The sequence below is a fragment of the Cupriavidus pauculus genome (assembly GCF_022179805.1).
Classification (GTDB): Bacteria; Pseudomonadota; Gammaproteobacteria; order Burkholderiales; family Burkholderiaceae; genus Cupriavidus; species Cupriavidus pauculus_E.
In genome coordinates this window covers 624,482-647,125 of the sequence record NZ_BPUO01000001.1, presented here as the reverse complement: position 1 = coordinate 647,125, position 22,644 = coordinate 624,482, and the positions used below count along the sequence as shown (strand labels likewise).

Here is a 22,644-nt window from a genome sequence, read left to right as displayed (position 1 = left end):
ATCGCAGCAGCGCTGGCGCATCGGCGCATGGCGGTCTGCAAGATCCATGCATGCGGCCGGCGGATGCGACGGCTACAATACGCCCGATGAAGACCCACGCCCCGCCTCAGGCGCTCAACCTCTCGGCCACCTCCGAGCCAGCTTCGGCAGGCGCGGCCACGGACGCCGATCCGGCAACGGAACTGGCCGTGCAGCCGCAGGCCGGCACCGCCGCGCCGCGCGAGCTGACGCTGGTGCTGGGCGGCGCGCGTTCAGGCAAGAGTCATTTCGCCGAGCAGTTGGCCGCCGACCACGCGGCGCTCACGCGTGGGCCCGTCACCTACATCGCCACGGCGCGGCACGACGCCGAGCCGGCCGACGAGGAGATGGAAGTCCGCATCGCGCTGCACCGCGCCCGCCGTCCCGCCGACTGGGCGCTGGTGGAAGAACCGGTGCACCTGGCCGACGCGCTGTACGCGCATGCGCGCCATGACGGCTGCATCCTGGTGGACTGCGCCACGCTGTGGCTCAACAACCTGATCTTCGGCGACAACCGCGAGTATCCCGATCACGGCGTCATCACGCCGCCGCCGGCCTTCACCGAGGAAATCGACGCGCTGATGACAGCGCTGCCGATGCTGCCCGGCCATGTGATTCTGGTATCGAACGAAATCGGCTTCGGCGTGGTGCCGATGGGCGCCATCACGCGCTTCTACGTCGACGAACTCGGCCGCCTGAACCAGAAGCTGGCCGCCGCCGCTGATCGCGTGCGGCTGCTGGTGGCCGGCATTCCGATGTCGATCAAGGACCCCTCCCCCGCTTCGGCCCGAGGCAACCACACACGATGATCATGCTGTCCTGGCCAGCCTGCGTGGCGGCCGCGCTTGCCGGCGTGCTGCTGGACCGCTGGCTGGGCGAGCCACGCCGCTGGCATCCACTGGTCGGGTTCGGCCGCGTCGCCACGGCCGTGACCAACCGGCTCAACCGCCCCGAACGCGGCGCTACACGCCAGCGCATAGCCGGGCTGGTCGCGTGGTCGATCGTGGTACTGGGCCCGGCCGCGCTCGCGGCATGGCTGGTGGCGCTAGCTGCCGCCGTGCATCCCGTACTGGCCTGGGCACTGCACGCCATCGCGCTCTACGTTGCGCTGGGCGCGTGCAGCCTGGCCCAGCATATCGCCCCGATTGCCGACGCCCTGTCGCGCAACGACCTGCCCGCCGCACGCACGCTGACCGCGCGCATCGTGTCGCGCGACACCGCTGACGCCGATGCCGAGGCACTGGCGCGCGCCGCCTGCGAATCGGCACTGGAAAACGGCAACGATGCGATCTTCGGCGCGTTGTTCTGGTTCCTGGTCGGCGGCGCGCCCGCCGTGATCGTGTTCCGTCTGGCCAATACGCTCGACGCGATGTGGGGCTATCGCACGCCGCGCTGGGAAATGTTCGGCTGGGCCGCCGCCCGCATCGACGACTTGCTGAACCTGCTACCCGCGCGCCTGACCGCGTTGTCGTATGCGCTGCTTGGCGCCACGGCGCCCGCACTGCGCTGCTGGCGCACGCAGGCCGCCGCGTGGTCGAGCCCCAATGCAGGCCCGGTGATGGCCGCTGGCGCCGGCGCCGTAGGCGTGGCGCTGGGAGGTGGCGCACGCTACCACGGCGAATGGGAAGAACGCCCGCCGCTAGGCATGGGCGCCGCACCGGGCGCGACGCATGTGCACGCCTGCCTGCGGCTGGTGCAACGCACGCTGTGGCTGTGGCTCGGCGTGGCCATGTTGAGCGTGCCGCTGGCACCGATGCTGATGCGCGCGCTGGAGGCCGCATGAGCGCGCCACATCCCATCGCGCCGATCCGCCATGGCGGCAACCTGCTGGCGGCTGTGAAACGCTATGGCCGGGCGGAAGCCGACTGGCTCGATCTGTCCACTGGCATCAATCCCGCCGGCTATCCGGTGCCCGCGCTGCCGGCCGACGTCTGGCAACGGCTGCCTCAGGACGACGACGGTCTGTCGACGCTTGCCGCGCAGGTCTACGGCGCGCCGCATGCGCTGCCCGTTGCAGGGTCGCAGGCCGCTATCCGCACGCTGCCGACGTTGTTGCGGCCCGCACGCGTGGGCATTGCCGCGCTGGGCTACAGCGAATATGCACCGGCATTCGCCCAGGCCGGCCACACGGTGGTGCTGCTCGACGAAAGCGACTTCACGCGCGACGACCTGCCCGGCCGCGTCGATCACCTGGTGGTCGTCAATCCGAACAATCCGACCGCGCGACTGTTGCCGGCCGAGCAGTTGCTACGCTGGCACGCGCAACTCGAAACGCTGATCGTCGATGAAGCGTTTATCGATAGCACCACCGCGCCGTCGCTGGCTGCCCACACGGACCGGCAGGGACTGGTCGTGTTGCGCTCGATCGGCAAGTTCTACGGGCTGGCAGGCATCCGCTGCGGCTTCGTACTGGCCGCGCCCGATCTGCTCGAAGCGCTGGCGCACCGGCTCGGACACTGGACCGTCTCCGGCCCGGCACGCGCCGTGGCGCGGCTGGCGCTGACCGATGACGCGTGGCACGCCACCACACGCGCGGCGCTAGGCCGGCAGGGCCAGCAGCTGGCGATGATGCTGCGCGACCACGGCCTGGCGCCGGTGTCGCAACCGCTGTTCAGTTGGGTGCCCAATGCACGCGCCCCGGCGCTGCACGAAGCGCTGGCCCGGCAAGGCGTCTGGACGCGGCTGTTCGATGCTGCCGGCGGCTGTCCGCCCAGCCTTCGACTGGGCCTGCCGCCCGATCATGAACCGGCATGGCAGCGCCTGGACCGCGCGCTGGCCGACGCCCTGACAACCATCCTTACCTGATGCCGATGAAGGCCCCCTTTCTGCTTGCCGCGTTGTGGCTCGCCAGCACCCCTGTCCACGCCGCTGTGAGCGTGGTCGACGATGCCGGCCAGACCGTGACGCTGAACCAGCCCGCGCGACGCATCGTCTCGCTGGCACCGCATGTCACGGAACTGATCTACGCAGCGGGCGGCGGCGACCGCATCGTCGGCACCGTGAGCTACAGCGACTACCCATCGCAGGCGCGCGACATTCCGCGCGTTGGCGACAACAAGGCGTTGGACCTCGAACGCATCGCGGCGCTGAAACCCGACCTGATCGTGGTCTGGCGCCATGGCAACGCGCAGAAGCAGACCGACCGGCTGCGCGCGCTGGGCCTGCCCGTGTTCTACAGCGAGCCGCGCCGGCTGGAATCGATTCCCGAGAACCTGGAAAAGCTCGGCGCACTGATGGGCACCGAGCCGGTTGCCACGCGCGCCGCCGCCGATTTCCGGCAGCAGGTGGACACGCTGCGCAAGACGTACGCCAGCCGCCCGCCCGTGACTGTGTTCTATCAGGTGTGGCAGCAGCCGCTGATGACGCTGAACGGCCAGCACCTGGTCAGCGACCTGCTGGCGCTGTGCGGCGGCCGGAATCTGTTCGCCAAGGAAACGCCGCTGGTGCCGACGGTGTCCGTCGAGGCGGTGGTTGCAGGCAACCCCGAGGTGATGCTGACGGCGGGCATGGGCGCCACGCGTCCGGACAAGCCGCTGGCCGATTTTTCGCTGTGGGAAAAGTGGAAGCAGGTCACCGCCGTGGCGCGCAACAACCTGTTCATCATCGATGGCGATCTGGTCAACCGTGCCGGGCCGCGTGTCGTGAAGGGCGCGACCGAGATCTGCAAGGATCTGGAGATCGCGCGGTCGCGGCGTACCAACAATTAAGCCAACTAGCCGGCTGCACGGTTCCACCACCCGAGCCGGGGTGCACCCTCGCCCAGGTTGAACTTGCAGGTGGCGCCGAACCCGAGCGACCACTGCAGCGTCTGCGCCAGCGACACACCCAGCCAGCGCGCGGCCAACATGCGCATCGGCCCGGCATGGGTGATCACCCACAGGCGCTGGTCCGATTCGGTATCGAGCACGTCGGCCCACTCCCCAACGCGGGCCGAGACCTGGGCCGGACTCTCACCACCGTGCGGACGCGCGCCCATCAGGTCGGCCGCCCACAGGTCCAGCGCATCGCGCGGAATGGCATCCCAGCGCTGCCCTTCCCACGCGCCGAAATCCATCTCACGCAGCCGTGATTCCACTTCGACGTCAGGCAGGTCCGGCAGGCATGCGGCCAGTTGCGCAGCGGTGTCACGTGCGCGCAGCGCTGGACTGGCCACGACGCGGTGCGGCCGCGCCAGACCAGCGACGATGCTCGCCGCCGCCGGCGTGACCGGCATCGACAGGGCCAGATCCAGGCTGCCGTAGCAGATGCCCGCGTCCACGTCGGGGCGGGCATGGCGAATCAGTACCACTTCCATGCGGCCGCCACGAGGTAGATCGACAGTTCGGCAAGCTGCTGCGCCATGCCCAGGCAGTCGCCGGTGTAGCCGCCGATGCGCCGCACGAAATACGCGCCCAGCCATGCACGCAGCCCGGTCAGCACCAGCACTGCCGTGGCCGCGAACATCGGCGAGATCCACAGCAGCGGCAGCACGCCGCACGCCAGCGCAAACAGCAGGCTCCAGCGCTCCAGCCGCTGGGCTACCGGCTTGGCCTTGCCTTCGGCGCGCACATACTCATGCGTGGCCAAGAACGTGATGGCCATCGTGCGGCTCGCGCCATGCGCGGCAACCAGCACGGCCAGCAGCAGCACCAGGCCAGCGCCCTCCCCTACCGACACCAGCAGTTGCCACTTGAGCAGCAGCGCCATGACGATGGCGATGGCCCCGAACGCGCCCACGCGAGAATCGTGCATGATCCTCAGCACGTCCTCGGGCCGGTAGCCGCCGCCGAATGCATCGACGCAATCGGCCAGACCGTCTTCATGAAAGGCCCCGGTCAGCAGCAGCGTGGCCGCCATGCCCAGCACCACGGCCACCGAGGGCGACCACAATTGCCACGCCAGCCACGTCACCAGCGCGCCGGCCACGCCGACCATCAGCCCGACCAGCGGAAAGTAGCGCGCGGCAGCGTTCAGGTAGTGCGGAGCGAATCCCACCCAGCCCGCCAGCCGCTGCGGCAACGGTACGCGCGTGAAGTAGCCCAGAGCGGTCAGCAGGTAGCGCAGTTCGTCGGCCATGGTGTGCGCCGCGCTATGCCGGGGCGTTGCTGACGCCCGCGCCACTGAACGTGGCCATCTCGCGCAGAAACGCGGCGGCCGACGCCACCAGTGGCCATGCCAGCGCCGCGCCGGTGCCTTCGCCCAGGCGCAGGTCCAGCGCCAGCAGCGGCTCGGCCTTGAACTCGGCCAGCAGCGCCTTGTGGCCCTGCTCGTGCGAGCAATGCGAGAACACGCAGTACTGCAGCACATTCGGATCGATGCGCGCGGCCACCAGCAGCGCCGCCGAAGCGATGAACCCGTCCACCAGGATCACCATGCGGCTGGCCGCCGCGGCCAGGTAGGCACCGGTCATCGCCGCGATCTCGAAGCCGCCGAACGTGGCCAGCACGTCGAGCGGCGCGCTGACGTCGGCATGCCGCGCCAGCGCCTGCGCCAGGATCTCGCGCTTGCGCGCCACGCCAGCGTCGTCGAGCCCCGTGCCACGGCCGGTGCACACATCCAGCGGCAGGCCGGTCAGGCGGCTCATCACGCAGGCGGCCGCCGACGTGTTGGCGATACCCATCTCGCCAAAGCCAATCACATTGGTGCCCTGCTGCGCATGGCGCAGCACGCGCGCGATGCCGGCATTGATGGCGGCGCCGGTCTCGGCCGGAGTCATCGCCGGCTGCTCGACGAAATTGCGCGTGCCATTGGCCACGCGGCAGTTCACCAGCCCCGCCGATGCGGGCAACGGCGCGCGCACGCCCACATCCACCACTTCCAGCGCCAGCCCGTGCAGCCGCGTGAACACGTTGATGGCCGCGCCGCCGTTCAGGAAGTTCAGCACCATCTGCGCGGTCACCTCGGCCGGGAAGGCGCTGACTCCCGCATCGGCCACGCCATGGTCACCCGCGAACACGATGATGGCCGGCCGCACCAGTTCGGGAACCCTCTCGCCACGGATCATGCCGATCTGCATGGCCAGGGCTTCGAGCCGACCCAGCGACCCAGGCGGCTTGGTCTTGTCGTCAATGGCGGCCTGCAGCGCCGCGCGCAGCGATTCGTCGATGGGCGCGATCGGCGGCAGCATCAGCGCGAAATCGGAAATATCAGTCATCTGTCTTCAACCGTTTGGCGCGGCGTTACATCTCGACGCCGCGCTGGGCCTTGATACCTTGCTGGAACGCGTGCTTGACCGGCGTCATGTCGGTCACCGTGTCGGCAGCCTCCACCAGCGCGGGCGGTGCGCCACGGCCGGTGATCACCACGTGCTGCATCGCGGGGCGCGCGCGCAGGTCCGCGATCACGGTGTCGACATCAAGATAGTGCAACTTCAGCGCAATGTTCAGTTCGTCGAACAGCACCAGCCCGATCGACGGGTCGCGCAGCATCTGCCGCGCCACTTCCCACGCGGCTTCGGCCTTGGCCACGTCGCGCGCGCGGTCCTGGGTTTCCCAGGTGTAGCCCTCGCCCATCACGTGGAACGCACATTGGTCGGGAAAGCGCTGCAGGAACATCTCCTCGCCGCTGGGAATGGCGCCCTTGATGAACTGCACCACGCCCGTGCGCATGCCGTGGCCCATCGCCCGCACCACCATGCCGAAGCCGGAGCTCGACTTGCCCTTGCCATTGCCGGTGGTGATGACGATCACGCCGCGCTCGGCCTGGGCCGAGGCGATCTTCGCGTCGACCACTTCCTTCTTGCGCACCATGCGTGCCTTGTGGCGTTCGTCGCGGCCGTCTTCTTCGGTGTTGGTGATATCGCTCATGGGGTCTTTCCATCGGGGATCAGCGCGATATGCGTACCGTCGCTGATGCTGATAATCGGAGTGCGCAGCGCTCGCGAGCACTGCGCGGGAGTCAGGACTTCGTGCGCCGGGCCGTGCAGCGCCTGGCCGTCCTCGGCCATCAGCAGCGCATGGGTCGCGTAGCGGCGCGCCAGCGTCAGGTCGTGCAGGATCACCACGGCGGCATGCCGGCCCGCGCCGGTCAGCCGGCGCAGCAGGTCCAGCACCATGATCTGGTGACGCAGGTCCAGGTGCGAGACCGGTTCGTCGAGCATCAGCAACGGTGCCTGCTGGGCCAGCACCGCCGCCAGCGACACGCGCTGGCGCTCGCCGCCGGACAGCGTCAGTACGTCGCGCGCGGCCAGCGCATGCAGGTCGCACTCGGTCATCACATCGTGCACGATGCGGCCGTCGTCGCGCTGGCCCCAGCCCCAGCCGCTCAGGTGGGGATGCCGGCCAATGCGCACCGCATCCTCGACGGCCATCGAGAACGTGTCGTGCACGGCTTGCGGAAGATAGGCGCGCTGGCGCGCCAGCGTGGCCGGCGCCACCTGCGTAGCTGCCACGCCGTCCACCTGCACCGCGCCCGCATCGGGTGCGCGCAGTCCGGCCAGTACATTCATCAGTGTCGACTTGCCCACGCCGTTCGGTCCGACGATGCACCAGAGCTGGCCAGCGTCGATGGACAGCGACAGCCCATCCACCAGCACGCGCGACCCCGCGCGCAGGCGGACGTCGCGCAACGACAGCGCGGGACACGGCGCCAGCGGTTCGAACCATGGGTTCATCGCGGCCTCCGCAGCAACAGGTAGAGAAAGGTGGGCACGCCCAGCAGCGCCGTGATGACGCCCACCGGCAACTGCGCCGGCGCGATCACGGTGCGTGCGATCAGGTCGGCCGCCATCAGCAGCGTGCCGCCCAGCAGCACCGACGCCGGCAGCAACTGGCGCTGGTCATTGCCCCATGCCAGCCGGACCATATGGGGCACGACGAGGCCGACGAAGCCAATCGAGCCGGCCGTGGTGATGGCCGCGGCAATGGAGAACGAGGCAATCAGGAAAGTCGCCAGCCGCACGCGGCCCACGCGCACGCCCAGCGACTGCGCGACGGTCTCGCCCAGCAGCATCACGTTCAGCGCGCGCGCCAGCGGCATCGCCAGCACCAGGGCCAACCCCAGCGTGGCCAGCGCCCAGCCAAAGCTGGCCGTGCCGCCGAGATCGCCAGTCAGCCAGAACAGCATGCCGCGCAGACGCGACTCGGGCGCCACCGCCAGGATCAGCGTGATCAGGGCGCCCCATCCGGCCGCCAGGATCACGCCCGTCAGCAGCAGACGCGCGCCGGCCTCGTGATGGCCGCCCTGGACTTGCGGATGCAGCAGGTCGCGCCGCGCGAGCGTGGCCACCAGCAACATCGAACAGAGCGCGCCGGTCGCCGCGCCCGACTGCACGATCCACACGGGCATCGACAGCAGCATGGCCAGCAGCGCACCTGTGGATGCCCCGCCGGACACGCCCAGCACATAAGGCTCGGCCAGCGGATTGCGCAGCAGCACCTGCATCAGCGCACCCGAAAGGGCCAGCAGCCCGCCGCACGCAAACGCCGCCGCCGCACGCGGCAGCCGCAGTTCGCGCACGATGGCGCCGGCGGTGCCGGTATCGGCCCCGGTCAGCGCCTGCCAGAGCTGCGTGGCGTCAAGCGCCACGCTGCCCGCCGCCAGCGACAGCGCGAACACCGCTGCGCCGGCAACGGCCAGGACGGTCCAGAGGGCAAGCGCGCGGCGCAGCTCAGTCATGGTTCATCGCGCCGGCCTACTTCTGCCGCCAACCGAGCGTGATGAAACCGGCCCGGCCCTGCGTGTTGTACGGGTAGGCGAGCATGTAGTCCTTGTCGAACAGGTTTTCCACTCGGGCGGCCACGAACCATTGCTTGTCGATGTTGTAGCGGGCGTTGAGGTTGACGATACCGTATCCGCCCAGCCGGCGCGAGCCGCTGTCCATGCGCGACGACGACACCAGCCATTCGCCGCCGAAGCGCCAGTTGCCGAAGTTGCGGCCCACATCGAGCGACGCATGGCGCCGTGCGCGGCGCAGCAGCTGCGTGTTGTTGGTCTCGTCGACCGGGTTCTGGAACGTTACGTTGGCGCCCAGGTCGGTGCCCCAGACCGTGGCGCGCCACGACGCTTCCACGCCCTGCACCTTGGCCTTGTTGACGTTCTGCGCCAGGTACAGGCCGCCGACGCCCACCGGGGTGGACACGATCAGGTCGTCATAACGCGTCTCGAATGCGGTCACGCGCAGCAGGCCGGCCGTCACGGTATCCACCTGCACGCCCGCCTCGGCCGATTTGGCGCGCTCGGGCTGCAGGTTCGGCTGGCCAAAGCCCGGGTAGTACAGCTCGTTGAAGGTCGGCGCGCGGAAGGCATTGCTGACGTTGGCGATCAGCTTGACCTGTTCGGTCACGTAGAAGCCATAGCCGGCGAAGAAGCTGCCTTGGTTGCCGAAGTCCGAGTAGTGGTCGTTGCGGCCGTTGAGCTGCAGCTGGTGACGGCCGATGCGGCCTTCGTAGCCGCCGTAGACCGAGAACACGTTGCGCGACGGCGCCGTGTACGAGCTGGACACCAGCTCCTGCTGCAGCCAGTCGGTGCCGAACAGCAGCTTGTGGTCGGGCGTCAGCGCGTATTCGTTCTGCCAGTTGAACTGGCGGTTGCGCGTGCTGAACAGGCTGTCGAAGCGGCCATTCTTGCGGCCCTCGCTGCGGTCCTCGCTTTGAGCGACCTTGAAATGCGTGGTCCAGGCCGACGTCAGCTTGCCGTTGGCAAACGCGGACAGCGTGTACAGCTTGCTGAGCAGATGCGTGTCGTCGGTGCGCCCGCCGCCGTCGTATGACAGGTCGCTGTCGGAATAGTAGGCGGCCACACCAGCATCCCAGTCCTGCGTCAGCTTGTGCTTGAGCTGGCCCGATACGCTCTTGTTCTCGTACGGGTTGTCGTTGGGATTCGCGGTGGGACGCAGCTTCGTGTTGATCGCCGAGAAGCCGTCGGTCTTGAACATCGATCCGGTCAGGTTGAACGTGGTGTCGCCCACCTGGCCGCCGTAGCCCACCGTGCCCGAGCGCGTGTTGTTGCTGCCGTACTCGACCTGCGCGTTGGCGGCCGGTGCCTGCCCAGCGCCGCTCTTGGTGAAGATCTGCACCACGCCACCGATGGCGTCCGAGCCATACAGCGCCGACACGTTGCCGCGCACTACCTCGATATGGTCGATCTCGTCGGGCAGGATGTTGGCAAGCTGCGCCGTGCCGCCGCTGGCGCCGGCCACGCGCACGCCATCGATCAGGATCAGCACCTGGTTCGAGTTGGCGCCGCGCATGAACAGCGTGGTGTTGGAGCCCATGCCGCCGTTGGCGGCGAATTCGACCCCAGCCTGGCCGCGCAGCAGCGACCGCAGGTCTGGCGCCTGGGAATTGACGATGTCGTCGTGGGTCACCACCGTGGTGTGCGGCAGCGCCTCGGTCACGCTCTGCGCGGTGCGCGACGCGGTGACGACCACCGGCGCCAGCGACTGGGCCTGCGGCTCAGAAGCGGCGGCGGCAGGCGCTTCCTGCGCGAAGGCTGCAAACGGGGATACGGAAAATACGGCAACGGCCGCCATGATGGCGGACGTGGAGGGACGAACCGGCGGCTTTGCCGCGACAGTCGACCTCGATAGCGTGGAACGCATGAGAACAGGATGGAAGAGAACGGCCGGGTCCGTTCCCCCGCGGACCTGATGGCGAATTGGCGTGCCGCGTAGGTGCGGACGCCCGCGTTCATCAGGCCGGTATCCGGGCTGACGACATCAGGCAGGCCGCCTTCCCGACTGGCTCGCCATGTTGCTGGCGAGTCCGTGTCAGTGGCGTTGGCCGGCCCTGCGAGCCACGCTGGTCGACGCTTTGAATGCTTGTCGACGCGTGTCCCGCGGTCGCTTACCGTTGCGGGGGCAGCACAGGTTGGCCTGCAACGCTCGCGTCCGGCTGGCCGATTGGCATCGGTCACGCTGGCGGAGGCACCTGGCTCCCTGTTTCCCGTTGAACTGCGACCCCTGCGCGAGTGGCCGCGAGCACCTGGAACGAGCGCGAGTGTAGGGAGTTTCAAACTTTGCGTCAATGCGATGGATCAAGTTGCCGTTATCCGTGTTTGACACGCGAAATCGGGCCGTTCACGGCAGATCCGTGCAACTTCCGTGCGACACGCAAGTCTCATCGGGCGCGTTGGCGTTAGCCCTGGCGCGTGCATCGGCTAGAATCCCGAAACCTGACCCTTACTCCTACCGGACACGACAGGCACTATGCTCAACGAACTCGAACAACTGGCCGCCAAGATCGGGCGCGTGCTGCATCATGCGGACACCCTGGCGGCGGAAAACCAGCGGCTGCGCGCGGAAATCGACCGCCTGCACGCCGAGGCGACCCAGTTGCGCGCGGACCGTGAAGCCATGGCGGCAGACCGCGAGCTGCTCAACATCAAGATCGAAGAAGCCCAGTTGCGCATCCAGTCCATCCTGGACAAGCTGCCCACGGCCAGCGATGCGCGCCAGCTCGACCTGCTTGGTGAAGGCCAGTCCCGCGCCGCATCGGAAGGTTCGCAGCAAGCCCCCGGAGAACACGCATGAGCAACAAGCAAGTGGAACTGAACATCGCGGGCCAGCCGTACCGCTTCGCGATCTCGCCGGAGAACGAGGCCGCACTGCTGGAGGCGGCCGCGCTGGTGGACGACAAGATGAATACGCTCAAGGGCAGCGTGTCGGCCAAGGGCGTGGAGCGCGTGGCCGTGATGGCGGCCATCAGCATCGCGTCGGACCTGCTGGCCATCCGCCGCAAGCAGGAAGAGGATGGCGCGATTCCCGTGGACGCGGTGCGCGCCCGCATCCGCGAACTGAACGAACGCGCCGACGAGGCGCTGCGTCAGTACGCGCACGTTGGTACACGCTGAAAAGGACCCCGCTGGCCGCGCTTGAATTGCGCGGCGGCGACCACATATGGTGGTCATGTGAAGCCGATGCCGCGCACGGAGAACCGGTTGCGGACCCGTGCAGGCAGGCGTAACAGCGACGTAGTGGAGGCCGGTTCCGGGGGTGTTGTAGAAAATGTAACGCCGCGACGCTTCCGACTTGGTATCACTGACGTCGCGGTGTATAGTGGAGCCACTGCGCGGCGCGAGCGACCGACGCAGCAGAATGGTTGGGTTATCGTGCCCGGCCGCCGTTTCCACCCATCCTAGTTTGAAACGGCAAACGTCTGACATCCCAAGCGTGTTGCACGCACAGGAATCAAAGTCAGACGTTTGACAGTTTCCCTGCCTGGTTCGTGAGGATCATAAACTCCTTGAACCGATATGCATTGCATGGTGCGGGATTATGTCGTGTGGGCGAGCGCGTTACCGCATTCATAGTCTGCAGTTTGGACTCCCTGAGTGGGCGATGTACCCGAAATACGACTTCCGCAGCCACTCTGAACCTCACTTGGGTTCAGGATGCCGATCCAGCGGCCGAGGCGGGGACCCCCTTCAAGTGGTGAAGAGGCGGTGGTTTTTGAACCACCGCCTTTTTCATTTCGACTCCCGATCTGTCAGACCTGTCACTCGCCCATGGCCGAACAGCGCGCCCGCCAGTACTGGCTCATGAAGTCCGAACCGGACGAAGCCAGCATCGACGACCTTGCCCGTGAGGGCACCCTGCCCTGGACCGGCGTGCGCAACTACCAGGCCCGCAACTTCATGCGCGATCAGATGCGGATCGGCGACGGCGTGTTGTTCTATCACTCGTCGTGCCCCGAGCCCGGCATCGCCGGCATCGCGGAAGTCTGTTCGCAGCCCTATCCCGACCCCACCCAGTTCGATCCCAAGAGCGACTACTACGACCGCGCGTCGAAGAAGGAAGAGCCGCGCTGGTCGCTGGTGGATGTCCGCTTCGTCAGCAAGAGCGCGCTGGTGCCGCTGCCGGCACTGCGCGAGCACGACGCGCTGGCCGAGATGGTGGTGCTGCGCAAGGGCAACCGCCTGTCGATCACACCGGTCACCCCGGCCGAGTGGCGCTTCATCACCGGCAAGCTGATGAAATAGTTGGGCGGGTTTAACCCCGATCAGGCCGCTGGTTCGTTTCATCGTCACGCGGCCGCTGCATGGAACGAATTGCGTGGCCACGCATCAGACAAGCCATCACTTTGATCGGAGAACAATATGAAGAAACTGTTGGCCGCCTCGCTGCTGGGCACCGCCGCTGCCGTTGCCTCGGCCCAGACCGTGCCCGCGCCTTCGGGCGTGCTGTCGCTGTCCGCGGAAGCCGTGACCGAAGTACCCACTGACGTGGTCACGCTGGTCCTGGCCGCCGAGCAGGAAGGCCCGGAGCCGTCCGCCATCTCCAATGCGCTGTCGACGCGCACCCAGGCCGCGCTGGCACAGGCCAAGCGCGTGTCGGGTGTGGAAGCACAGTCCGGCGGCTTCACGATCCATCCGAACACCGACCGTAACGGCAAGATCAGCACGTGGCGCGGCCACTCGGAAATCCTGCTCAAGTCGAAGGATTTCGCGGCCGTCTCCAAGCTCGCGGGCGAACTGGCCAACCAGATGCAGGTGCAGAACATTACGTTCTCGCTGTCGCGCGAAGCCCGCCAGGCCGCCACGCAAAAGCTGGCCGACCAGGCCGTGTCCGCGTTCCGCGACAAGGCGCAGGCCAGCGCGAAGCTGTTCGGCTACGGTGGCTATACGATCCGCGAAGTCTCGCTCAATGAATCGGGTGGCGTGATGCCGCCGATGCCGCGCATGTACGCATCCAAGGCCATGTCGGCCGATGCCGGCGCGCCGATCCCGGTGGAAGGCGGCAAGACCCAGGTGACCGTGTCGGTCAACGGGTCGGTGCAGATGGTGAAGTAATTCGCCTGCTGTTGGTTTGCTCCCCTTTCCCCTTGGGAGAGGGGTTGGGGAGAGGGCCAGCGTTTCAAGCTCTAAAAAGCGCTTGTCGCAGGCGATGCGCTTGCCCTCTCCCCCTGCCCCTCTCCCTCCATGCGGGAGAGGGGAGCCAAACAGGTAAGGGGGAAAACTTCAATTCCCCGCGAACTGCTGCCTCAGCACGTTCTTCTGGACCTTGCCCATCGTGTTGCGCGGCAGTTCATCCACCACGTGCACGCGCTTGGGTACCTTGAAGTTGGCGATGCGGCCCTTGAGGGTGCCGATCATGCCGGCCTCGTCGATATCGGCGCCAGGCTTGCGCACCACCACCGCCACCACGGCCTCACCGAAGTCCGCGTGGGGCACGCCGATCACGGCGGACTCCGCCACGCCGGGCATCTCGTCGATAAAGCTCTCGATTTCCTTCGGGTAGACGTTGTAGCCGCCCGAGATGATCAGGTCCTTGCTGCGGCCGACGATGGTCAGGTATTCATCCGGCACCTTGCGCTCACCCGCCGCGCTGACGATGGCACCGCCGAAGCGGCCCACGTCACCGGTCTTGAACCAGCCATCGGCCGTGAATTCCTCGGCGGTCTTCTCCGGCATGCGCCAGTAGCCCTTGAACACGTTCGGGCCCTTGACCTCGACATTGCCGATTACGCCCGGCTCGCACGGCTGGCTCTCGCCATCCACCACGCGCACCGACACGCCCGGCAGCGGCATGCCCACGGTGCCGCCAATGCGCTCGCCCAGCGACGGATCGTACGGATTCGACACCAGCATCACGGTCTCACTCATGCCGTAACGCTCCAGGATCGTGTGGCCGGTGCGCTCGCGGAACGCGTCGAACGTTTCCAGCAGCAGCGGCGCCGACCCCGATACGAACAGCCGCATGTTCTTGCAGACGTCCTTGTCGAAGCGCGGCTCCTGCACCATGCGCACGTAGTAGGTAGGCACACCCATCATGACCGTGGCACGCGGGATGAATTTCAGGATCTGGCCCATGTCGAGCTTGGGCGCCCAGATCATCTTGGCACCGGCCAGCAGCGCGCCATGCGATGCCACGAACAGGCCGTGCACGTGGAAGATCGGCAGCATGTGCAGCAGCACGTCGTCGCTGCGCCAGCCCCAGTACTCGTTCAGCGTCTTCGCGTTGGCGGCCAGATTGCCGTGCGTCAGCATCGCGCCCTTGCTGCGTCCCGTGGTGCCGGACGTGTACAGGATGGCGGCCAGGTCGTCGTCATTGCGCTGGACGGTTTCGAACACGTCGGACTGGGCGGCCGCACGTTGCAGCAGCGATCCGCAGCGGTTCTCGTCGAGCGTGAACACGTGGTGCGTGTTGTGCTTGAACGCCACCTTCGACACCCAGCCGAAGTTGGCGCTGCTGCACACCACGACGGCCGGCTCCGCGTTGCCGACGAAGTAGTCGATCTCGGCTTCCTGGTACGCGGTGTTCAGCGGCAGGTAGACCAGGCCGGCGCGCAGCGTGGCCAGGTACAGGCACAGCGCTTCCACCGATTTTTCGACCTGTACGGCTACGCGCGAGCCAGCGGGCAGCGCCAGCGAGGCCAGCAGGTTGGCGATCCTGGCCGTGGCACGATCCAGGTCGTCCCAGGAGTAGTAAAGGCCGTCATGCGTCTCGATGCAGCAGGCGCTACGGTCGGCGGGAAAACGGGATTCGAACAGGGCGAACAGATTGGCGTTCATGGTACGGAACAAATGGAATGGCGGGCCCGTGGAATGGCGCCGATAAGGCTGGAATTTAATCGGCCAGGACAGCCGGCCATGATAGCCGGCCGGCCGACATATTACTCCCCGGTGAAATCCGGAGGCCGGTGCGCCAGGAATGCGGCCACGCCTTCGGCGTGGTCGCGGCTGGCGGCGTAGGCAAAGTGAGCGTCCAGTTCCGCCGCCGTCAGCGGCGTCACTGCCGGCGACAGACGTCGGATGGTCGCCTTGTTGATGCGTGCGGCAAGCGGCGCGCCAGCGCACAATCGCTGCACCGTGGCGACCACCTCGCCCTGCAGCGCGGCTTCGGGCACCACGCGCGTCAGCAGGCCCTTGGCGTGCGCCTCGGTGGCGTCGAACACCCGGCCTTCGAGCAGGATTTCCAGCGTTACCGCGCGGCCCGCCAGGGCCAGCAGGCCCTGCAGTTCGCCCGGTGCCATCGGAAAGCCCAGCCGGTTGATCGGCACGCCGAATCGACTGCCGGCGGCCGCGATACGCAGGTCACAGTTGCACGCGATTTCCAGCCCGCCGCCCACGCAGACGCCCTCGATGGCGGCCAGCGTCGGCAGCGGACATTCGGCGATGGCGCGCAACGCCGGTGCGATGATTTCCGTGTGGTAGCGGCGCACAGCGGCCTCGTCGCCGCGCACCACCGGAAACTCGGCGATGTCGGCGCCCGCGGCAAAGTTGCCGTCGGCGCCGCGCACCACCACGCAGCGCAGCCCCCTGCCCGCCCCACTGGCCACATCGGCGGCCAGCGCGGCAAACCCGATGGCCAGCGCCTGCCACATGCCGGTGGAGATCGCGTTGAGCTTGCCCGGATGCGACAGCGTGACCGTGGCCACCTGTCCTTCGCGCGCGAATGTGACCGTGCCGCCCATCAGTCGATCTTCGCGCCCGAGCGCTGCACCACCTCGGCCCAGCGCTTGATCTCGGCGCGCTGGAACTGTGCGAACTGCTCTTGCGTGAACTGCGGGATTTCCGAACCGTTCTGCAGCCAGATCGCCTTCATCTCGGGGCTGTTCAGCGCCTTGGTGGTTTCGGCGTAGAGCTTGTCCACCACCTCCTTGGGCGTACCCTTCGGCGCCCACAGCGCGTACCAGGTCGACACTTCATAGTTCGGCACGCCAGCCTCGGCCGCCGTCGGCACGTTCGGGAACGCCGCCGAGCGCGTCTTCGATGCCACGGCCAGCGCCTTGATGCGGCCCGCGCGAATATGTTGCGCCGATGAACCGAGGCCGTCGAACATCAAGTCCACCTGCCCCGCGATCAGGTCCGACAGCGCCGGACCCGCACCCTTGTACGGCACGTGCGCCAGGTCGGTCTGGGTCTGCAGCTTGAACAGTTCGCCGGCCAGGTGGTGGGCCGACCCATTGCCTGCCGATGCATAGTTGAGCTGACCCGGATGCGCCTTGGCATAGGCAATCAGTTCCTTGACCGAATTAGCCTGCACCTTGGTCGGATTCACGACGATCACTTGCGGCGGCTGCGCGATCACGGTGATCGGCACGAAGTCCTTCTCGATGTCGTAGTCGAGCTTCTTGTAGAACGACGGCGCGATGGCGTGGTGCGCACCACCGATGAAGATCGTGTAGCCATCGGGCGTGGCCTTGGCGGCCAGGCTGGCGCCGACGGTGCCGCCTGCACCGCCGCGGTTGTCGATCACGAACTGCTTGCCGAGCTGCTTGGAAAGCTGCGCGGTCAGCGGACGCGCGAACGCGTCGGTGCCGCCGCCGGCCGGGAACGGCACGATCACCGTAACGGGCTTGCTCGGCCAGGCATCGGCGGCCTGCGCGGCCGATGCGAAAAGGGTTGCCCCGGTGCCGGCCACCAGGCCGGCGACTGCAAAGACGCGCGCGAACGCGGTCAGACTGCGCTGACGACTCATGTACTGTCTCCTCTCTCTACTCACTGCGTGGAAAGTCAATCGAAGTACTGCCTACTGCAAACCCACCCGACAAGAAAACTGGAAACCTGCCTGGCGTTCGTGCCCGACCCAGAGGCTAGAGCAGCTTTGCCACCGCGCGGCTGACGCGGGGATTGCCATCGCCAAGGCGAGCCAGATTGTCATCCAGCGCCTCGGGTACGTAAAGATAATTCACCATCACCCCGGCCGACTGGGCGCGGCCTTTTCGCGACAGGTCGGCGGCCCAGTTCACGCGTTCGACACACGCGCCGTTACCAAGATGGAAGCGCGCCACCGGATCGGCCGGCGTGCCCTTGCCGCCTTCGCGCACCAGGTAGTGCGCCACCAGCGTCAGTGCCGTGTCGCGGATCACCGGGTCCTGTGCATCGGCGGGCAATGCGGCAAACCATGCGGCACCTTCGGCCGGCGCCTCGCCGTGTTTTTCGCTCCAGCGCGACAACCGCTTGTCACCGAGGATGCGTGCAACCGACTCGCCATCCTGCTTGCGCAGCCAGTCGGCAAAGCCGGGAATCGGCGACAGCGTGGCGAACTGCTTGAGCTTGGGAAACTCGCGCTGCAATTCCTCGATCACGCGCTTGAGCAGGAAGTTGCCGAAGCTCACGCCGCGCAGCCCCGCCTGCGTGTTCGAGATCGAATAGAAGATGGCCCATTTCACGCGGCGCAGGTCTTCCAGCGGCGCCGCTTCGTCGAGCAGCGCCTGCACGTTGGCCGCCATTTCCGGCACGAACGCCACTTCCACGAAGATCAGCGGCTCGCGCGGAATACGCGGATGGAAGAACGCATAGCAGCGGCGATCAGAATCGAGCCGGTTGCGCAAGTCATTCCATGACGAGATTTCGTGCACGGCCTCGTAGCGGATCAGTTTTTCCAGCAGCGACGCGGGCGAATCCCACGTGATGGGCTGCAGTTCCAGCAGGCCGACGTCAAACCAGTTGGAGAACAGCGCCTCGAGGTCTTCGTCGAGTTCGCGCAGCCCGGGAATGCGCTTGTGCCAGCGCAGCATGTCGGCACGCAGCTGGATCAGGAAATGCAGGCCGCAGGCACTGTCGCCGCGCTTGCCGTGATGGGCGGCAAAACGCTTGAAGAAGCGGATGCGGGCATTCGACAGCGCCTGCGACAGCCCCGAGGCCGGTGCGGCACCGCCTGGCGCCGCGCCCGGTGCATCACGCCCGGCCGCTACTTCGGCCAGCACCCCCAGCATGGCCTGGCGCAGCGGCTCGGACGCCGCCTGGTATTCGTCCTGCCAGGCCAGCGCGGCGGCATTGGCAGCGCCATCGGTCAGGCGAGCCTCGAAGCACTGGCGTAGCTGTTCGCGCTGGCGCTTGATGGCGCGCGTGGACAGCGTCTCTTCCGCGTCGGCGGGCGCAGGCGCGGCCGGCTTGCCCGCGTCGTCGCCCTTGCGGTTCCACCAGCGGCCAAAGCGCGAGAGCAGCGTATCGCTGACGGGCTCGCTGGCTTCGAGCGGCGCACTGACTTTTTGTTGGTCTGCGGTGTCAAGGACGGTCATGGTCGTGTCCGGCGATGGGCGATGGGTAGTGATTGGTGTCAGCCTTGTCCGGCCAAGCGCAGATGCGCGGCCGGCGTGGCGGCATCCGTATCGGCCTGCTCGGCGGCGTCGAGCGTGCGCAACGCGCCGCGCTGGCGCAACACGTGCGTCTTCATCAGGGCTTCGGCACCCTCGGGATCGTGAGCCTTGAGCGCAGAGAACACCGACAGGTGTTCCGCGCACGACTCGTGGATCCGGCCCGGCAGCTTCAGGCTCTTGTGGCGCGACAGGCGCAGCACCTTGCGCAGGTCGCTGACCACGCCCGACAGCCAGCGGTTGCCCGCCAGCCGCTGGATCGCCTCGTGAATCTGGTAGTTGGTCTCGTAGTAGGCGTCGATGTCTCCGGCCTGCGCGTAGGCGGCCAGGTCGGCGTGCATCCCCTCAAGGGCATCGAGATCGCCCTGGCTGGCATTGCGCGCCGCCTCATAGGCACAACGGCCTTCCAGCAACGCCATCAGCGGGAAGATTTCGTCCAGGTCCTGCTCGGTCAATGCGTTGACGAAGCAGCCGCGCCGGGGCTCCAGGCGCACCAGCCCTTCGGCGGCCAGTACCTTCAGTGCCTCGCGTAGCGGCGTGCGGGACGTGCCCAGCGACGCGGCCAGCGCCACCTCGTCAATCCATGCGCCAGGCGTCAGCGCGCGTTCGTCGATCATCGCCCGCAGCCGGTCTGCCACTTCCAGGTACAACGCCTGCCTGACGATGCGCATCATGCCTCCTGGGGGCCGGGAGTATGGGACCGATGGGGTAAGAAAAAAGTGCCGAAAAAGCAACTGTCGCCGGATATGTGCGGAAACGCACGAGCGGCGATTAAGTCGCAATAATTCATAATTACGGGAAGTGCACCGAATCGCAAGCGGTTTTCATGTTGCATTGCGGAAGGTGTGGCGGCAGCGTGGCAAACCGGCGTGTTACCGAGGGAAATCCACGAGACGCGCGAATAGCGCCAAAGGCCAAGCGAGCAGATCTGGGGGAAACAAATAGGTGCGGCGGGCAATCTTCCTGCCTCCCAACAGGATGATTGCCCGCGCGTGAAAGAACCACAGTGGGTCTTTTCATGGGCGTCGGGCCAGATGTGCCGGACGCCTGCGGGTCTGTTTCGCTAACTGGCGCCGGCCCCGCGCCTGCCCCGTTCAAGCACTCGTCATGGAGTGCGGATTTTCCCGTGCCTTTTCCCGTTCGGCTTTTTCGTCGTTGCCACGGTGCCTACGCATCTTCGTGCACACCTCCCCCGCTGGCTCGTGTTGGGCTGGTCTTTGCCTGCCCCGACCGTTCTTGTAACAGGCTACATAGCGAGGACCGTGCCATCTGACTTAAGTCATTGATTTTATTGAGGCGGACGAAGCGCAACTTGTGACAGGATGCTCATCATGTAACAGGATGTTTCTCCCACGTTACGACCTCAGTTACGCTTCCCGACGTATCTGACGTGATTCGCAGCGGGATTTGTGCTGTTTACCAAACATCGCTCCACGTCGCAGTGCGAGAATGTGTTGACCACCGCACGAAATCGTCGTGCCAACTGGTTGCAAACCTGAAACAAGCGCCGAGCCAGCACCAGAGCGCTCCGAAACATTTCGCAGAGGTCAATCAATGAACTGGGAAGATCGCAACGGGCTGGAGCCCGACCGTTTTGCCGCCGAAAGCAGTGCACCGCGCGAACTGCAATTCAGCTTCACGGGATCGGGGTCCGAGTACTTCCGGATCTGGATCGTCAACTCGCTGCTGAACATCGTCACGCTCTCGATCTACAGCGCCTGGGCCAAGGTGCGCACGCTTCAATACTTTTACCGCAATACCCGACTCGACTGCGCCACGTTCGACTATCACGGTAGTCCGATGGCGATCCTCAAGGGACGTGCCATCCTTTTCGTCCTGTTCGTCGGCTATCAGATAGTCATGCAGTTCTCCCCCGCCTTGGGAGTGCTGCTGGCGCTTGCGCTGGCCGTCATGTTTCCGTACCTGCTGGTGCGATCGCTGCGCTTCCGCATGGCCAATTCAAGCTATCGCGGCCTGCGTTTCGCGTTCAGGGGCGGCGATCGCGAAGGCTACAAGGTGTTCCTGCTGTGGCCCGTGCTGACGCTGCTGTCGCTCTACCTGCTGGCACCGCTGGCCCATCAGCGCTTCAAGCGCTACCAGCACAACAACACCCGCTTTGGCACAGCGCCATTCGCCATCGATGCAACGGCCGGCGCGTTCTACCGCGTGTACCTGCTGACGGCTGGCCTGGCATTCGCATTCCTGTTGGCGGGCGGTGTGCTGGTCGGCATGGTCACCGCCACGGCGCACGGCAAGGGCGGCATGTACATGGCCATTGGCGCCATTGTGATGGGCATGTATCTGGCCTTCCTGCTGATCGGCCCATTCTTCCAGGCCAAGATGCAAAACCTCGTCTGGAACCACACGACGCTGGCGCCCCACCGCTTCCGCAGCAACGTCAAGGCAGGCAAGCTGTTCGTGATCACAATCACCAACCTGATCCTGACGGTACTGACGCTGGGCCTGTTCCGGCCGTTCGCACGCGTGCGTTCGGTTCGCTATCGCGTGGAATCGATGACCATGCTGGCTGCGGGCGAACTCGACACGTTCCTGGCCGGCGAGCGCGAGCAGGTGGATGCGCTTGGCGATGCGGCGGTGGACTGGTACGACATCGACATCGCCCTGTAGGCGGAGGAATACGACCATCATGGTTGCCGCGCAATTTTTCGATGGGCACTCGTCGCGGGCGCATGCGGTGCTGCTGGCGGTGCATGATGGCCAGGCCGTGCTGCACGATGCCGACGGCCTGGAACTGCGCCGCGCGCCGCTGGCTTCGCTGCGCGTATCGGAGCGCATCCGGCGCGGTCCGCGACTGGTGACGTTTGCCGACGGCGCCTACTGCGAGATCTTCGACCAAGCGGCCTTCGATGCCCTGCTGGCCGCCACCGGGCACCAGGAGGGCTGGGTATCTCGCGCGCAGAACAGCTGGCGTCTGGTGGGCCTGTCGATACTGGGGCTGGTGCTGTTCGTGGTGGTCTCGTATTTCTACCTGCTGCCGTGGACCGCCGGACTGGTTGCACGCGCGATACCGGCCAGGCTCGAAGCCCAGCTGGGCGAGGCGTCGCTTGCCAGCCTGGACCGTGTGGTCAAGCCCAGCACGCTGCCCGAGGCCGACCGGCAAGCCATCCGCGACAACTTTGCCGCGCTGCGCCGCCCTGCCGATCCGGGCCATGACTACCGCATCCTGTTTCGCCATGGTGGCGGCATCGGCGCCAATGCGCTGGCGCTGCCGGGCGGCACCATCGTCGTGACCGATGAACTGGTGAAGTTGCTCGGCACAGGCACAGCCATGACCGGCGTGCTCGCCCACGAGGCGGGCCACGTGACTCGGCGCCACGGCCTGCAGCAGGTTTTCCAGGCGTCGGCGGTAGGCGCGTTGACGGCGTACCTGTTTGGCGATGTGTCGACGCTGCTGGCAACGGTACCCACGGCGATACTGGCCATGCGCTATTCGCGCGATCATGAGCGCGCAGCCGATGCGTTTGCCGTGGAAGTGTTGCGGGAGAACAGGCTGCCGCCGTCGGCGCTGGCCGACGCGCTACAGCAGCTGGAGGCATCGCACGGCGCCCGCCGCAAACGGGACGCCGATGACGACGCGGAGGCTGGCTTCTTCTCGACGCACCCGCATACGCGCGAGCGCATCGAAGCCATCAGGAACGCGCCCTAA

General features: G+C 66.7%; 22 protein-coding genes and 1 other RNA gene. 11 read left to right on the top strand and 12 right to left on the bottom strand.

All coding sequences use genetic code 11. The annotated features are described in order from the left end of the window. Positions 1 to 86: 86 nt before the first annotated feature. The 4 genes from cobU to MFF62_RS03170 are packed head-to-tail and all read left to right on the top strand — an operon-like array spanning position 87 to position 3,725. The gene (gene cobU / locus MFF62_RS03185) at positions 87 to 827 is read left to right on the top strand and encodes a bifunctional adenosylcobinamide kinase/adenosylcobinamide-phosphate guanylyltransferase (protein WP_238259813.1); all 741 of its coding nucleotides are present in this window, start codon (positions 87 to 89) and stop codon (positions 825 to 827) included. Continuing rightward, a complete protein-coding gene (gene cbiB / locus MFF62_RS03180) occupies positions 824 to 1,801 on the top strand; it encodes an adenosylcobinamide-phosphate synthase CbiB (protein ID WP_238259812.1) in 978 nt (325 codons plus the stop codon). The genes cobU and cbiB overlap by 4 nt, the downstream gene beginning before the upstream one ends. Continuing rightward, the gene (gene cobD, locus MFF62_RS03175) at positions 1,798 to 2,823 is read left to right on the top strand and encodes a threonine-phosphate decarboxylase CobD (RefSeq protein ID WP_238259806.1); all 1,026 of its coding nucleotides are present in this window, start codon (positions 1,798 to 1,800) and stop codon (positions 2,821 to 2,823) included. Before cbiB ends, cobD begins: the two co-directional genes overlap by 4 nt. Before the next feature lie 5 nt (positions 2,824 to 2,828). Continuing rightward, a complete protein-coding gene (locus MFF62_RS03170; RefSeq protein WP_238259799.1) occupies positions 2,829 to 3,725 on the top strand; it encodes a cobalamin-binding protein in 897 nt (298 codons plus the stop codon). 5 nt (positions 3,726 to 3,730) lie between these two features. On the opposite strand, the gene cobC is transcribed toward MFF62_RS03170, so the two are convergent. From cobC to MFF62_RS03135, 7 genes are read right to left on the bottom strand one after another with little or no spacing between them, the layout of a single operon-like run. Further along, on the bottom strand, positions 3,731 to 4,312 hold the full coding sequence (cobC, locus tag MFF62_RS03165; RefSeq protein ID WP_238259797.1) for an alpha-ribazole phosphatase family protein: 582 nt from the start codon (positions 4,310 to 4,312) through the stop codon (positions 3,731 to 3,733). Beyond that, positions 4,297 to 5,073 carry an adenosylcobinamide-GDP ribazoletransferase gene (locus tag MFF62_RS03160; RefSeq protein ID WP_238259795.1) on the bottom strand — a complete coding sequence of 259 codons (777 nt, stop codon included), beginning with the start codon at positions 5,071 to 5,073 and terminating at the stop codon, positions 4,297 to 4,299. Before MFF62_RS03160 ends, cobC begins: the two co-directional genes overlap by 16 nt. A gap of 13 nt (positions 5,074 to 5,086) precedes the next feature. Beyond that, complete coding sequence (cobT, locus tag MFF62_RS03155) at positions 5,087 to 6,151, bottom strand: nicotinate-nucleotide--dimethylbenzimidazole phosphoribosyltransferase (RefSeq protein WP_238259794.1); 1,065 nt, start codon at positions 6,149 to 6,151, stop codon at positions 5,087 to 5,089. 25 nt (positions 6,152 to 6,176) lie between these two features. Continuing rightward, complete coding sequence (cobO, locus tag MFF62_RS03150) at positions 6,177 to 6,803, bottom strand: cob(I)yrinic acid a,c-diamide adenosyltransferase (RefSeq protein ID WP_238259793.1); 627 nt, start codon at positions 6,801 to 6,803, stop codon at positions 6,177 to 6,179. Then, positions 6,800 to 7,609: an ABC transporter ATP-binding protein gene (locus MFF62_RS03145; protein ID WP_238259792.1), complete on the bottom strand. Its 810-nt coding sequence runs from the start codon at positions 7,607 to 7,609 to the stop codon at positions 6,800 to 6,802. Before MFF62_RS03145 ends, cobO begins: the two co-directional genes overlap by 4 nt. Next, positions 7,606 to 8,613, bottom strand: a complete 1,008-nt coding sequence (locus MFF62_RS03140) for a FecCD family ABC transporter permease (protein ID WP_238259791.1) — start codon at positions 8,611 to 8,613, stop codon at positions 7,606 to 7,608. The genes MFF62_RS03145 and MFF62_RS03140 overlap by 4 nt, the downstream gene beginning before the upstream one ends. A 16-nt stretch (positions 8,614 to 8,629) precedes the next feature. Continuing rightward, entirely contained in the window at positions 8,630 to 10,537 is a 1,908-nt protein-coding gene (locus MFF62_RS03135; protein ID WP_238259789.1) for a TonB-dependent receptor plug domain-containing protein, read from the bottom strand. Between the two features lie 606 nt (positions 10,538 to 11,143). On the opposite strand from MFF62_RS03135, the gene MFF62_RS03130 reads away from it, so the two are divergent. From MFF62_RS03130 to MFF62_RS03110, 5 genes are all read left to right on the top strand, one after another. Then, positions 11,144 to 11,467, top strand: a complete 324-nt coding sequence (locus tag MFF62_RS03130) for a hypothetical protein (RefSeq protein ID WP_238259786.1) — start codon at positions 11,144 to 11,146, stop codon at positions 11,465 to 11,467. Beyond that, positions 11,464 to 11,787 carry a cell division protein ZapA gene (locus MFF62_RS03125; protein ID WP_238259784.1) on the top strand — a complete coding sequence of 108 codons (324 nt, stop codon included), beginning with the start codon at positions 11,464 to 11,466 and terminating at the stop codon, positions 11,785 to 11,787. The genes MFF62_RS03130 and MFF62_RS03125 overlap by 4 nt, the downstream gene beginning before the upstream one ends. Before the next feature lie 357 nt (positions 11,788 to 12,144). After that, positions 12,145 to 12,358: non-coding RNA, 6S RNA (gene ssrS / locus MFF62_RS03120), on the top strand. Between the two features lie 83 nt (positions 12,359 to 12,441). Next, positions 12,442 to 12,915: an EVE domain-containing protein gene (locus tag MFF62_RS03115; protein ID WP_238259782.1), complete on the top strand. Its 474-nt coding sequence runs from the start codon at positions 12,442 to 12,444 to the stop codon at positions 12,913 to 12,915. A 117-nt stretch (positions 12,916 to 13,032) separates the two neighbouring features. Then, positions 13,033 to 13,725: an SIMPL domain-containing protein gene (locus MFF62_RS03110; protein WP_238259780.1), complete on the top strand. Its 693-nt coding sequence runs from the start codon at positions 13,033 to 13,035 to the stop codon at positions 13,723 to 13,725. Between the two features lie 168 nt (positions 13,726 to 13,893). Here the strand turns inward: MFF62_RS03110 and MFF62_RS03105 are convergent, their stop codons facing one another. The 5 genes from MFF62_RS03105 to MFF62_RS03085 form a co-directional block, all read right to left on the bottom strand. Then, positions 13,894 to 15,447 (bottom strand): malonate--CoA ligase, encoded by a 1,554-nt coding sequence (locus MFF62_RS03105; protein WP_238259771.1) that lies wholly within the window; start codon positions 15,445 to 15,447, stop codon positions 13,894 to 13,896. A gap of 101 nt (positions 15,448 to 15,548) precedes the next feature. Continuing rightward, positions 15,549 to 16,349 carry an enoyl-CoA hydratase/isomerase family protein gene (locus MFF62_RS03100; protein ID WP_238259760.1) on the bottom strand — a complete coding sequence of 267 codons (801 nt, stop codon included), beginning with the start codon at positions 16,347 to 16,349 and terminating at the stop codon, positions 15,549 to 15,551. Next, positions 16,349 to 17,356: a Bug family tripartite tricarboxylate transporter substrate binding protein gene (locus MFF62_RS03095; RefSeq protein WP_238259758.1), complete on the bottom strand. Its 1,008-nt coding sequence runs from the start codon at positions 17,354 to 17,356 to the stop codon at positions 16,349 to 16,351. The genes MFF62_RS03100 and MFF62_RS03095 overlap by 1 nt, the downstream gene beginning before the upstream one ends. Before the next feature lie 115 nt (positions 17,357 to 17,471). After that, positions 17,472 to 18,902 carry a malonyl-CoA decarboxylase domain-containing protein gene (locus tag MFF62_RS03090; protein ID WP_238259756.1) on the bottom strand — a complete coding sequence of 477 codons (1,431 nt, stop codon included), beginning with the start codon at positions 18,900 to 18,902 and terminating at the stop codon, positions 17,472 to 17,474. Between the two features lie 38 nt (positions 18,903 to 18,940). After that, complete coding sequence (locus MFF62_RS03085; RefSeq protein ID WP_238260132.1) at positions 18,941 to 19,648, bottom strand: GntR family transcriptional regulator; 708 nt, start codon at positions 19,646 to 19,648, stop codon at positions 18,941 to 18,943. A gap of 883 nt (positions 19,649 to 20,531) precedes the next feature. Between MFF62_RS03085 and MFF62_RS03080 the strand changes: the two genes are divergently transcribed. Both MFF62_RS03080 and MFF62_RS03075 read left to right on the top strand, forming a co-directional pair. Next, complete coding sequence (locus MFF62_RS03080) at positions 20,532 to 21,605, top strand: YjgN family protein (RefSeq protein ID WP_238259754.1); 1,074 nt, start codon at positions 20,532 to 20,534, stop codon at positions 21,603 to 21,605. Positions 21,606 to 21,624: 19 nt separating this feature from the next. Further along, complete coding sequence (locus MFF62_RS03075) at positions 21,625 to 22,644, top strand: M48 family metallopeptidase (RefSeq protein ID WP_238259752.1); 1,020 nt, start codon at positions 21,625 to 21,627, stop codon at positions 22,642 to 22,644.

What these genes read in the sequence shown, in the direction of transcription:
- cobU (WP_238259813.1), top strand. Translation starts at nt 87, where the DNA reads ATGAAGACCCACGCCCCGCCTCAGGCGCTCAACCTCTCGGCCACCTCC.
- cbiB (WP_238259812.1), top strand. Translation starts at nt 824, where the DNA reads ATGATCATGCTGTCCTGGCCAGCCTGCGTGGCGGCCGCGCTTGCCGGC.
- cobD (WP_238259806.1), top strand. Translation starts at nt 1,798, where the DNA reads ATGAGCGCGCCACATCCCATCGCGCCGATCCGCCATGGCGGCAACCTG.
- MFF62_RS03170 (WP_238259799.1), top strand. Translation starts at nt 2,829, where the DNA reads ATGAAGGCCCCCTTTCTGCTTGCCGCGTTGTGGCTCGCCAGCACCCCT.
- cobC (WP_238259797.1), bottom strand. Translation starts at nt 4,312, where the DNA reads ATGGAAGTGGTACTGATTCGCCATGCCCGCCCCGACGTGGACGCGGGC.
- MFF62_RS03160 (WP_238259795.1), bottom strand. Translation starts at nt 5,073, where the DNA reads ATGGCCGACGAACTGCGCTACCTGCTGACCGCTCTGGGCTACTTCACG.
- cobT (WP_238259794.1), bottom strand. Translation starts at nt 6,151, where the DNA reads ATGACTGATATTTCCGATTTCGCGCTGATGCTGCCGCCGATCGCGCCC.
- cobO (WP_238259793.1), bottom strand. Translation starts at nt 6,803, where the DNA reads ATGAGCGATATCACCAACACCGAAGAAGACGGCCGCGACGAACGCCAC.
- MFF62_RS03145 (WP_238259792.1), bottom strand. Translation starts at nt 7,609, where the DNA reads ATGAACCCATGGTTCGAACCGCTGGCGCCGTGTCCCGCGCTGTCGTTG.
- MFF62_RS03140 (WP_238259791.1), bottom strand. Translation starts at nt 8,613, where the DNA reads ATGACTGAGCTGCGCCGCGCGCTTGCCCTCTGGACCGTCCTGGCCGTT.
- MFF62_RS03135 (WP_238259789.1), bottom strand. Translation starts at nt 10,537, where the DNA reads ATGCGTTCCACGCTATCGAGGTCGACTGTCGCGGCAAAGCCGCCGGTT.
- MFF62_RS03130 (WP_238259786.1), top strand. Translation starts at nt 11,144, where the DNA reads ATGCTCAACGAACTCGAACAACTGGCCGCCAAGATCGGGCGCGTGCTG.
- MFF62_RS03125 (WP_238259784.1), top strand. Translation starts at nt 11,464, where the DNA reads ATGAGCAACAAGCAAGTGGAACTGAACATCGCGGGCCAGCCGTACCGC.
- MFF62_RS03115 (WP_238259782.1), top strand. Translation starts at nt 12,442, where the DNA reads ATGGCCGAACAGCGCGCCCGCCAGTACTGGCTCATGAAGTCCGAACCG.
- MFF62_RS03110 (WP_238259780.1), top strand. Translation starts at nt 13,033, where the DNA reads ATGAAGAAACTGTTGGCCGCCTCGCTGCTGGGCACCGCCGCTGCCGTT.
- MFF62_RS03105 (WP_238259771.1), bottom strand. Translation starts at nt 15,447, where the DNA reads ATGAACGCCAATCTGTTCGCCCTGTTCGAATCCCGTTTTCCCGCCGAC.
- MFF62_RS03100 (WP_238259760.1), bottom strand. Translation starts at nt 16,349, where the DNA reads ATGGGCGGCACGGTCACATTCGCGCGCGAAGGACAGGTGGCCACGGTC.
- MFF62_RS03095 (WP_238259758.1), bottom strand. Translation starts at nt 17,356, where the DNA reads ATGAGTCGTCAGCGCAGTCTGACCGCGTTCGCGCGCGTCTTTGCAGTC.
- MFF62_RS03090 (WP_238259756.1), bottom strand. Translation starts at nt 18,902, where the DNA reads ATGACCGTCCTTGACACCGCAGACCAACAAAAAGTCAGTGCGCCGCTC.
- MFF62_RS03085 (WP_238260132.1), bottom strand. Translation starts at nt 19,648, where the DNA reads ATGCGCATCGTCAGGCAGGCGTTGTACCTGGAAGTGGCAGACCGGCTG.
- MFF62_RS03080 (WP_238259754.1), top strand. Translation starts at nt 20,532, where the DNA reads ATGAACTGGGAAGATCGCAACGGGCTGGAGCCCGACCGTTTTGCCGCC.
- MFF62_RS03075 (WP_238259752.1), top strand. Translation starts at nt 21,625, where the DNA reads ATGGTTGCCGCGCAATTTTTCGATGGGCACTCGTCGCGGGCGCATGCG.